This window comes from Bradyrhizobium manausense, from assembly GCF_001440035.1.
Classification (GTDB): domain Bacteria; phylum Pseudomonadota; class Alphaproteobacteria; order Rhizobiales; family Xanthobacteraceae; genus Bradyrhizobium; species Bradyrhizobium manausense.
In genome coordinates, this window is sequence record NZ_LJYG01000112.1 from 169,678 (window position 1) to 179,919 (window position 10,242).

Sequence of the window (10,242 nt, forward strand, 5' to 3'; positions counted from 1 at the left end):
TCGGTCCACCCCGCGGCCGCGCGACGGATTGATGAAATTTAGGCCAGTGCCAGGGTGCCCGAGTTAACCGAGCGCCCTGACCGCTACGATTCGCGCATTGCCGCAAGCACCGAGACACGCTATCGGGAACAACACGATCATTACCGATCGCGCCGACGGTCAAAAGCCCCATCAAAGAGGGCTGTCCCGGCATACCATTTGGAGGGAATACAATGAGGAATTTGCGCGCGTGGCGCTACGCCGCGCTGTTGACCTGTGCCGGCCTCGGCTTTGCGACGTCGGCGTCCGCCCAGGACAAGACCATCAAGATCGGCGTGCTCAACGACATGTCGAGCCTCTACGCCGACATCGGCGGCCCGAACTCGGTCGCAGCCGTGAAAATGGCAGTCGAGGATTCCGGCCTGAAGGCCAAGGGCTGGACCATCGAGGTCCTCTCCGGCGACCACCAGAACAAGCCCGATATCGGCGTCAACATCGCGCGGCAATGGATCGACGCCGAGAAGGTCGACGCCATCGCCGACACGCCGAGCTCGGGCGTTGCGCTCGCGGTGAACAACCTCGTCAAGGAAAGAAACTCGGTGCTGCTCAATTCGGGTGCGGCGACCGCAGACCTCACCGGCAAGGCCTGCACGCCCAATACCATCTCCTTCACCTACGACACCTACATGCTCGCCAACGGCACCGGCAAGGCGCTGACGAAGGCGGGCGGTGACAGCTGGTTCTTCCTGACCGCGGACTACGCGTTCGGCCATGCGCTGGAGCGCGACACCGGCTCCGTCGTGACGGCCACGGGCGGCAAGGTGCTGGGTGGCGTCAAGCACCCGCTGAACACGGCGGACTTCTCCTCCTTCCTGCTCCAGGCCCAGTCGTCGAAGGCAAAGATCATCGGCCTTGCCAATGCGGGCGGCGATACCACCAATGCGATCAAGCAGGCCGCCGAGTTCGGCATCGTCTCCGGCGGCCAGAAACTCGCGGCGCTGCTGCTGTTCATCAACGACGTGCATTCGCTCGGCCTGAAGACCGCCCAGGGCCTGACCTTCACCGAATCCTTCTACTGGGATCTCAACGACCAGACCCGCGAATGGTCCAAGCGCTTCCAGAAGGTTTCGCCGAAAGGCTCGATGCCCTCGATGACGGTCGCAGGTCTCTATGCCGAGATCCTGCATTACCTGAAGGCGATGGAGGCACTCGGCGGCAATCCGCATGACGGCGCCAAGGTCGTCGCCAAGATGAAGGAGCTGCCCACGGACGATCCGCTGTTCGGCAAGGGCCCGCTGCGCGCCGACGGCCGTCGCCTGATCCCGGCCTATCTGTTCGAGGTGAAGAAGCCGGAGGAATCGAAAGGACCGTGGGATTATTACAAGCTGATCGCCACCATTGCGCCTGAGGATGCGGCCAAACCGCTCGAAGCCAGCGACTGCCCGCTGGTAAAGAAATAAGTTCGCACGGTGGGTTAGCAGGCGGCTGCGCAAAGCGCAGTCCGCTGGCTTAACCCACCTCTTCTGTCTCCGCGGAAATGAGGTGGGTCACGCCGCGCGGTTTGCGCTTCGCGCCATCCGCGCGGCTAACCTACCCTACGGCACTTCATTTCGGAAACTGCCCAGCCACTCACGACGGACGCTTGCGCTTGTGGGCGAACGGATTGGCCTTCTCGCGCAGGGTGATGCGCACCGGCGTGCCCGGCAGGTCGAAGGCCTCGCGCATCGAGTTGATGAGATAGCGCAGATAAGATTGCGGCACCGCATCCGCGCGCGAGCAGAACAGGACGAAGCTCGGCGGACGCGCCTTGGTCTGGGTGATGTAGTTCAGCTTCAGCCGGCGGCCCGACACGGCGGGCGGCGGATTGGCCTGGATCGCCTGCTCGAACCAGCGATTAAGCGCGGAGGTCGGCACGCGTTTGTTCCAGAGCGCATAGGCGTCCTGGATCGCCTGCATCAGGCGGTCGATGCCCTCGCCCATCAGGCCGGAGACGGCCACGATCGGCACGCCCTTGAGCTGAGGCAGCCAATGATCGGCATCGCGGCGCAGACCGGAGATGGCGCCGCCGCCCTTGGTCTCCATCAGGTCCCATTTGTTGACGGCAAGCACGACCGCGCGGCCCTCGCGCTCGATCAGGTCGGCGATGCGCAGATCCTGCTCCTCGAAGCGATTCTGCGAATCCATCATCATCACGACGACTTCGGCAAAGCGCACCGCACGCAGTGCATCGGCGACCGAGAGCTTCTCCAGCTTCTCCTCGATGCGCGAGCGCCGGCGAAGGCCTGCGGTGTCGAACACCCTGAACTCGCGGCCCTTCCAGTTGATCTCGACTGCGATGGAATCGCGGGTGGTGCCGGCCTCCGGGCTCGTCAACAGACGCTCCTCGCCGAGCAGGTGGTTGATCAGCGTCGACTTGCCGGCATTGGGACGGCCGACGATGGCCACCCGGATCGGGCGCGTCGCAGCCTCTTCCTCCGAGATCGGCTCGTCCTCCTCGGCCTCATCCTCGCTGGCAGGCTCCGGCATCAGCTTGGCGAGCGCGTCGTAGAGCTCGCCCATGCCTTCGCCATGCTCGGCGGAGATCTGGATGGGATCGCCGAGGCCAAGCGCGAAGGCTTCCATCGCACCGGCATCGCCATGCCTGCCTTCGCTTTTGTTGGCGACCAGCAGCACCGGCTTGTTGGCCTTGCGGGCGAAATCGGCGAAGGCGCGGTCGGTGGGCGTGAGACCGATGCGGGCATCGATCACGAAGAACAGCGCATCGGCCTGCGCGATTGCGGTCTCGGTCTGCTCCTGCATGCGCGCCGTCAGCGAGCCCTTGGCGCCCTCGTCGAGACCGGCGGTGTCGATGATGGTGAATTCGAGATCGCCGAGCCTGGCCTCACCCTCGCGGCGGTCGCGGGTGACGCCGGGCAGATCATCGACGAGCGCGAGCTTCTGTCCGACCAGGCGGTTGAACAGCGTCGATTTGCCGACATTGGGCCGGCCGATGATGGCGATTGTAAAGGACATCGATCATTCGTGCGCCGCGGAGGCTGCGCCTGTCAATTCAGGGAAAAAAATATCAGCGCGAGAAAGCGCCGCTGGGCAGCGGAGCCGGGAACGCTCCCTGCGTCTGCTGTTGCTGGGTGGTCTGCTGCGCCGGTGGCGCCGGCTGCTGAGCGGATTGCTGGTCCGGCGGCGGCGCGGTGGTGCGCTTGCGGACGATCTTGTGCTTGGGTGCCGGAGCAGCGGGCGCCGGCGCCGCATCGGGCTGGACCTCGCCGTCGACCTCGCCGGCCGGCGCAGCAGCGCTGGGGGCGGACTGCCTGGTCTTCTTGCCCTTGGCGGACTTCGCGGATTTCGGCGGCTCGGCGGGCGCCGGCTCAGCCGGCAGCGCCGCGACGGCAGGCGCATTCGGGTCCTGCTGCTGCGCTCCCTTGTACATCTCCTTCGGCACGCCCTGCTCGAGGCCAGGCACGCCCTCGGGGAAAACAGGCTTGCGCTCGCCCGGCAGCTTCTTCTTCGTATCGAGGAAGTCCATCAGGTCGCTCGGATCGAATCCGCCGCTGGAGCAGCCGCCCAGGAGGCCCGTGAAGGCGATCAGGACGGCGACTGCAATCAAACGTGGCGTGCGGCGCATATCGATATCTCGTCTAAGCTCTCAGGACCGTCAGCTCAGCTGCTCTCAGTTCAGCTTTTGGCGACGGGCGGCAGCAGGGCCTGGAGCGCCTCGGCGCGCGAGCGCAGGCTAGGCGGCGTTTCGCCGTCCTCCGCGATCGCGTCGACCCATTTGCGGGCTGCGGTCATGTCGTTGTTGCGCCAGGCCGACAGCGCCAGCAATTCGCGGGCGCTGTGGCGGAAGGTCGACTTGGGCTCGGCGGACGTTTCCAGCCGCTGCTGGATATCAGCGTAGCTTGCGCTGTCCACCAGCAGGCTCGCCGCGCGGATCTTCGCCAGATCCTGCCACTCGCTGCCGACGCTGCGGTCGGCGACGATGTCGTCATACATCTTTGCCGCAGCCTTGGGATCGCGGGCCGATGTCTCCGCCGCGGCGCGGAGGCGGGCCAGGGTGCGGTAGCCAAACGGGGCCTTGGCAGCGAGATCGGCAAAGGCCGTCTCGGCCTCGGCGTGCTTGCCCTGCTCCGACAGTTCGACGGCCTTTTCGAAGGTGGCGCCGGCCTCGGCGGCCTTCTTGGCCTCCAGGTACTGGTAGCCGCGCCAGCCGCCCACGGCCGCCACGATCAGCACCATCAGGGCGATGAAGTAGAGCGAATATTTGTCCCACAGCTTTTTGAGCTGTTCGCGACGTACTTCCTCGTCGACTTCGTCAAATAATTCAGACACTTAAGATAATCCCATGCCCGGCCGGGAGCACGCGCCAGATCGCGCGCGTCGAAAGCCCGTCCCCATTTGGCGGCGGCGATACCCTATCGATATGGCGGTGGCAAGGCAAAGCAAGGCCGATCAAGGCGTTAACGGCCAATCCCGGATGGTCCGGAGCTGCGGGAGACCCTACCAGAGCTCCCGCAGATGTCGCTTCAGGACCTTGCCGTTGGCGTTGCGCGGCAGGGGCTCGGCGGTGATCACCATTGTCTCCGGCACCTTGTAATCAGACAGCCGCTCGGCGCACCAGGCCCGCAAGTCGTCGCTGCCGACCTGTGCGCGCGTGACCACGACCGCGTGGACGCGCTCGCCCAGCACCGGGCACGGCTTTGCGATGATCGCGCTCTCGACCACGGCGGGATGGCCCGCCAGCACGGATTCCACCTCGGCCGAATAGATCTTGAGGCCGCCGCGATTGATCATGTCCTTCTGCCGGTCGAACACGCGGACGAACCCATCGGCATCGACTGAACCCAGATCGCCCGAATGCCAGAAGCCGGCGGTAAAGCTTTCTGCCGTGGCCTTCGGATTGTTCCAGTAGCCCTTGATGACAGAGGCACTCTGAATCCAGAGCTCGCCGATCTGGCCGGGTGGAAGTTCGCGGCCATCCGTCCCCATCGCGATGATCCGCGCACCCGGACACGGCAGGCCGACGCTGTCGATATGGCTCGCCGTCAACTCGCCCGGCATGATGGTCGACGGCGACGTCGTCTCGGTCGCGCCGTAGCAATTTGCGAGCTTCAGGCCAGGAATTGTTGCCTTGAGCCTCTCGATGGTCGCGACCGGCATCGGCGCGCCGCCGAAGCCGCCAATGCGCCAGCTCGAGAGATCATAGCTGTCGAAATCCGGCTGCAGCAGACAGAGATTGTACATCGCCGGCACCATCACGGTGTAGGTGACGCGCTCGCGCGCCGCGAGCTTGAGGTAATCGGCCGCCTTGAATTCCGGCATGATGATCAGAGCGCCGCCGCAGCAGATCATCGTCGTGATGTTGGCGACGACGCCGGTGACGTGACCGAGCGGAACGGCTGCGATCGAGCGGTCGGCCGCCGTCAATTCCAGGCAGGAGACGAACACCATCGAGGAATGCACGATGTTGCAATGGGCGAGCATGGCGCCTTTCGGCTTGCCCGTCGTACCCGAGGTATAGAGGATCATCGCGGTGTCCTCCTCGCTCGTCTCGATCGGCGCTGGAGCCGGCGCGTTGTCCGCCAGCACGGAGAAGCGCGAAAGCTTGGTGTCATCATCGATCGCGATGCGGTGGATCACTTCAGGGACATCGCGCGCGTCCGGCAGCCGTTCGGTGAGCGCCGCCTCGTGGATGAGGATTCTGGCGCCGCAATCAGCGAGCACATAAGCGATCTCGGGTTTCTGCTGGCGCGTGCTGAGCAGCACCGTAACCAGCCCCTCATGCGCGGCGGCGAACAGCAACAACGGAAATTCGATGCGGTTGCCGAGCAGGATCGCAACGCGCTCACCGCGTTGCAGGCCGAGCTTGCGAAAACCTGATGCAATCCGCGCCGCCTGCTCCGCCGTTTGCCGCCAGCTCAGCCGGACATTGCCGCAGACGAGCGCTTCGCTGTCGCCGTTGCGCGCGGCGGTCTCCGCAATCATTGCCCACAAGCTCGAAGGCCGATCGACGAAGGCCGGCACCACCCGATCGCCAAAGCGCGCCTCGAGGTGCATCGGCGGAATCTGAGATTGCGACCAGTCCATCGGCAGACCCTCATCTTCTTGCTTTTGTCTCCTTCCGCGCATGAGCACGGAGGCGATGTCTTGCGTTGACCGGCTATCCCATCACGGGAACACCGATCACGACAGGATGGAATGCAAAGGACAGCGCCAGATAGGCGACAATGCCGACGGCCACTGCAATCAGATCATTGGTGACACCGCCCACCGGAATCGGCGGCCCGCCGCTATCGGTGCGATGCTTCAGCGAGATACGGTCATACACGCCCCAGCCCAGGAACGAGCCGAACAGGATGATGGAGCCGAGATCGCCGTTGGCGAGCAGATGCGCAAACGCCCAAAGCTTCACGCCGGCGAGCATCGGATGCTTCAGCGTCGCATAGATGCGCCCGCGCAAATAGGAGGCGACCACCAGGATGACGGCAGGCAGCATCAGCGCGACCGTAATGTGCTTTAGCGCCCTGGGCGGATACCAGACGTCGATCCAGCCGGTCGAACGATAATGGCCAAAGCCCCAGACGATCAGCGCCAGCCCTGCAAGCGAGACGACCGAATAGAGGATCTTGTAGGTCCCCTCACCCAGCTGCGCGATCGCCTGCGCGCGTGCGTCTCGCTTCGTTGTGAAAACATGGGCGGCGAAAAACAGCACCAGCCCCAGGATCATGACCAGCAGACCCACGACATCCTCCCCTTAACCAGCGCCCCGCCTCTGAGGTATCATCCATTGGCCGCCGATCGCAACTGACGCGCTACTTTCCGGGCTCTCGATTGTCGACATAGCGGATTGCAATTGGCCGTCCGGCCAAAGCACCACCGAGGCCGCTGGTGAACTTCAGCGGCAGACAGGCGTTCAGAGACGAATTGATCGCGTTGAGGTAGGTGGTTCTGATATCGGCGGGGACTCCAGCGGTCGCAAAGGTCAGCCGCGGCGGGCCGATCAGGCCGCCGGCTTTGTTGAAACTGAAGCGGACGGCCATCTGCATGCCTGCGCGCACATTGTCGGACGGCGGCGACCAGCACGTGCGCAGCTCGGCAAAGAGGTCGCCGATCGTATCGAGATCGTGATCCGGCTTTTGATACTTGGCCCGCTCAGCCTCCGCCGGCACGCTCTCGATCGTGAGCTGAAGGTTCTCGCCGTAGGGATAGTCGATCTCGGGAATGCAGGGACCAGGCTCGAGCGGACTGCAATAGGACGGCGTGCAGGGCCTGAAATCGAGCACACTGCACGGCTCATGCGCAAACGGAACTGGATTGATCCGGCGACGCTGCGCGTCAGCGGCAACGGTCGATATCGCCAACAGCAGGAAAAGGAGGATGCCGCGCCACATGCTTTAGGCCCGCGAGGTCATGTGAGCGAAACGTGGCACCGTCTGTGGGACCGTCAAGCCCGCGGGCGTTCACATGCTCGCGCTCAAACATCGGTGTCGTCACCCGGCTCGCCGCCTTCGCTGAAGCTTCGGCGTGCCGAGCACTCGTGTGGGCCTCGGCGTAGCCTTGGCGGAGCCGGACCGGGCGACCCAGTGCTCCGAGACGGCAGTGATTGAATCGATGGGCTGGGGCGTACTGGATGCCCCGGTCAAGCCGGGGCATGACAGCGGAGGGTGTGGCTGCGCAGTGTGTGTCCCCACGCGGCGGTGGGGGCAGGAGCACCCTACCCCTTCTTCTTGACGTCCTTGACGTTGGTGAACTCGATGCCCTCGGCGCGCTCCTTGGTGTAGCCGAGATAGAACTCGTTCCGGGCGAGGTACACGGGATCGCCGTCGACGTCATCGGCGATGCTGGAGGTATTGGCGGCGATGAAGGCGTCGAGTTTCTTGCGATCCTCCGAGGAGACCCAGCGCGCGAGCTGGAACTCGCTGACCTCGAACTCGACCGGCAATGAATATTCCGCCTCCAACCGCGCCTTGAGCACGTCGAGCTGCAGCGCGCCGACCACCCCGACCAGCGCCGGTGCGCCGTCGCGCGGACGGAACACCTGCACGACGCCCTCTTCCGACATCTGCTGAAGCGCTTCCTTCAGCTTCTTCGCCTTCATCGCATCGGTGAGACGGACGCGGCGAACGATTTCAGGTGCGAAGCTCGGCACGCCGACGAAATTGAAGTCCTCGCCTTCGGTCAGCGTATCGCCGATGCGCAGCGTGCCGTGATTGGGAATGCCGACGACGTCGCCGGCAAAGGCCTCGTCCGCCACCGAACGGTCCTGGGCAAAGAAGAATTGCGGGCTCGACAGCGGCATGCTCTTGCCGGTGCGTACCAGCTTTGCCTTCATACCGCGACTGAGCTTGCCGGAGCAGAGGCGCGCGAACGCGATGCGGTCGCGGTGGTTCGGATCCATGTTGGCCTGGATCTTGAACACGAAGGCGCTCATGCGCGGATCGGTCGCCTCGACCTTGCGCTGGTCGCTGTCCTGCGCGCGCGGCTCGGGAGCGAACTTGCCAAGACCTTCGAGCAGGTCGCCGACGCCGAAATTGCGCAGCGCGCTGCCGAAATAGACCGGCGTCAGATGGCCCTCGCGGAATGCCTCGAGCTCGAACGGCTTCGAGGCCTCGGTGACGAGCTCAAGCTCCTCCTTCACGGCAGACGCATCGAGATTGGCGTTGAGCTTGGCGAGCTCGGCAATCTCGATCTGCTGCGCAGCGCCAGTCTTGGCGCCCCCGCCTTCGAGCAGGCGCACACCGCCGTCGATGACGTCATAGGTACCGAGGAAGTCGCGTCCCCGGCCGACCGGCCAGGTCATCGGCGTGGTGTCGAGCGCCAGCGTCTTCTCGATCTCGTCGAGCAGCTCGAACACGTCGCGGCTCTCGCGATCCATCTTGTTGATGAAGGTGATGATCGGGATATCGCGAAGACGGCAGACCTCGAACAGCTTTCGCGTCCGCGCCTCGATGCCCTTGGCGGCGTCGATCACCATGACGGCGGAATCCACCGCGGTGAGCGTACGGTAGGTGTCTTCCGAAAAGTCTTCGTGGCCTGGCGTGTCCAGCAGGTTGAACACCAAGCCCTCGAACTCGAAGGTCATGACCGAGGTCACGACCGAGATGCCGCGCTCGCGCTCGATCTTCATCCAGTCCGAGCGGGTGTTGCGGCGCTCGCCCTTGGCCTTGACCTGGCCGGCGAGATTAATGGCGCCGCCAAACAGCAGCAGCTTTTCGGTCAGCGTGGTCTTACCGGCGTCCGGATGCGAGATGATCGCAAAGGTGCGCCGCCGCGACACTTCAGCGGCAAGCGGGGAACGGGCCGGCGATTCGGCTGTGGTGGCGGCAATGTCGGACATGGCGGGAGCGTTTGGCAGGGAAAATGGGCCGGATCAAGCCTGATGTGGTGATTGCGCAGCCCTTCGGCCAGCCCCATATCGGCCCTGGCCAAATTGGTTTGGGGGAGGACGGCCTTCCTGCTTATCAGCCTAGCGGGGACGGCCCTGCCGTGAATGGAGGGTCGTCATGGCCTGGAGCATCCTGTTCGTCGCCGGTCTTCTCGAGATCACCTGGGCGATCGGCCTGAAATACACCGAGGGTTTTACCAGATTGGTTCCCTCCGTCATCACGCTCGCGGCCATGGCCGGCAGCGTGATCCTGCTCGGCATCGCCCTGAAGTCGCTGCCCGTTGGAACTGCCTATGCGGTCTGGACCGGCATCGGCGCGGTCGGCACGGCGACGCTTGGCATCTTCCTTTTCGGCGAGCCGGCCACGGCGCTTCGCCTCGGCAGCATCGGGCTGATCGTGGCGGGCATCGCCGGGCTGAAGCTCGTTACTTGAAGAGCTGGACCGCCCACCAGCTCAGTGCCGCGACGACGGCTGACGCCGGGATCGTGATGACCCAGGCATAGACGATCGAGCTCGCCACGTTCCAGCGCACCGCCGAGACGCGGCGCGCTGCACCCACGCCGACGATGGCGCCGGTGATGGTGTGGGTGGTCGAGACCGGCACGCCGAGGAACGTCGCCATGAACAGCGTCGCCGCGCCGCCAGTCTCGGCGCAAAAGCCCTGCATCGGCGTCAGCTTGGTGATGCGCAAGCCCATGGTGCGGACGATACGCCAGCCGCCCATCAGCGTGCCGAGAGCCATCGCGGCCTGGCAGGACAGCACCACCCAGAACGGCACCGAGAATTCGCTGCCGAGTTGACCCTGCGAATACAGCAGCACGGCGATGATGCCCATCGTCTTCTGCGCGTCATTGCCGCCGTGGCCGAGCGAATAGAGCGAGGC

The 10,242-nt window shown here is 64.6% G+C and carries 10 protein-coding genes; 2 read left to right on the forward strand and 8 right to left on the reverse strand.

All coding sequences use genetic code 11. The features are described from left to right. The first annotated feature begins 212 nt into the window (after positions 1 to 212). On the forward strand, positions 213 to 1,439 hold the full coding sequence (locus tag AOQ71_RS37325) for an ABC transporter substrate-binding protein (RefSeq protein WP_057758017.1): 1,227 nt from the start codon (positions 213 to 215) through the stop codon (positions 1,437 to 1,439). Between the two features lie 169 nt (positions 1,440 to 1,608). Here AOQ71_RS37325 and der read toward each other — a convergent pair whose 3' ends face one another. The 7 genes from der to AOQ71_RS37360 form a co-directional block, all read right to left on the reverse strand. Next, complete coding sequence (gene der, locus AOQ71_RS37330; RefSeq protein ID WP_057758019.1) at positions 1,609 to 2,991, reverse strand: ribosome biogenesis GTPase Der; 1,383 nt, start codon at positions 2,989 to 2,991, stop codon at positions 1,609 to 1,611. 52 nt (positions 2,992 to 3,043) lie between these two features. Beyond that, a complete protein-coding gene (locus AOQ71_RS37335; RefSeq protein ID WP_057758021.1) occupies positions 3,044 to 3,601 on the reverse strand; it encodes a hypothetical protein in 558 nt (185 codons plus the stop codon). A 50-nt stretch (positions 3,602 to 3,651) separates the two neighbouring features. Continuing rightward, positions 3,652 to 4,305 carry a tetratricopeptide repeat protein gene (locus AOQ71_RS37340; RefSeq protein WP_057758023.1) on the reverse strand — a complete coding sequence of 218 codons (654 nt, stop codon included), beginning with the start codon at positions 4,303 to 4,305 and terminating at the stop codon, positions 3,652 to 3,654. 168 nt (positions 4,306 to 4,473) lie between these two features. Beyond that, positions 4,474 to 6,060, reverse strand: a complete 1,587-nt coding sequence (locus tag AOQ71_RS37345) for a class I adenylate-forming enzyme family protein (RefSeq protein WP_057759024.1) — start codon at positions 6,058 to 6,060, stop codon at positions 4,474 to 4,476. 73 nt (positions 6,061 to 6,133) lie between these two features. Beyond that, on the reverse strand, positions 6,134 to 6,715 hold the full coding sequence (locus tag AOQ71_RS37350; protein ID WP_057758026.1) for an NnrU family protein: 582 nt from the start codon (positions 6,713 to 6,715) through the stop codon (positions 6,134 to 6,136). A 70-nt stretch (positions 6,716 to 6,785) separates the two neighbouring features. After that, on the reverse strand, positions 6,786 to 7,364 hold the full coding sequence (locus AOQ71_RS37355) for a hypothetical protein (protein ID WP_057758028.1): 579 nt from the start codon (positions 7,362 to 7,364) through the stop codon (positions 6,786 to 6,788). Between the two features lie 323 nt (positions 7,365 to 7,687). After that, entirely contained in the window at positions 7,688 to 9,310 is a 1,623-nt protein-coding gene (locus AOQ71_RS37360; protein WP_057758030.1) for a peptide chain release factor 3, read from the reverse strand. 166 nt (positions 9,311 to 9,476) lie between these two features. Between AOQ71_RS37360 and sugE the strand changes: the two genes are divergently transcribed. Further along, on the forward strand, positions 9,477 to 9,791 hold the full coding sequence (gene sugE / locus AOQ71_RS37365) for a quaternary ammonium compound efflux SMR transporter SugE (protein ID WP_057758032.1): 315 nt from the start codon (positions 9,477 to 9,479) through the stop codon (positions 9,789 to 9,791). Here the strand turns inward: sugE and AOQ71_RS49250 are convergent. Continuing rightward, on the reverse strand, positions 9,784 to 10,242 hold a 459-nt coding region (locus AOQ71_RS49250; protein ID WP_245317357.1), incomplete at its 5' end, for an inorganic phosphate transporter. The genes sugE and AOQ71_RS49250 overlap by 8 nt on opposite strands.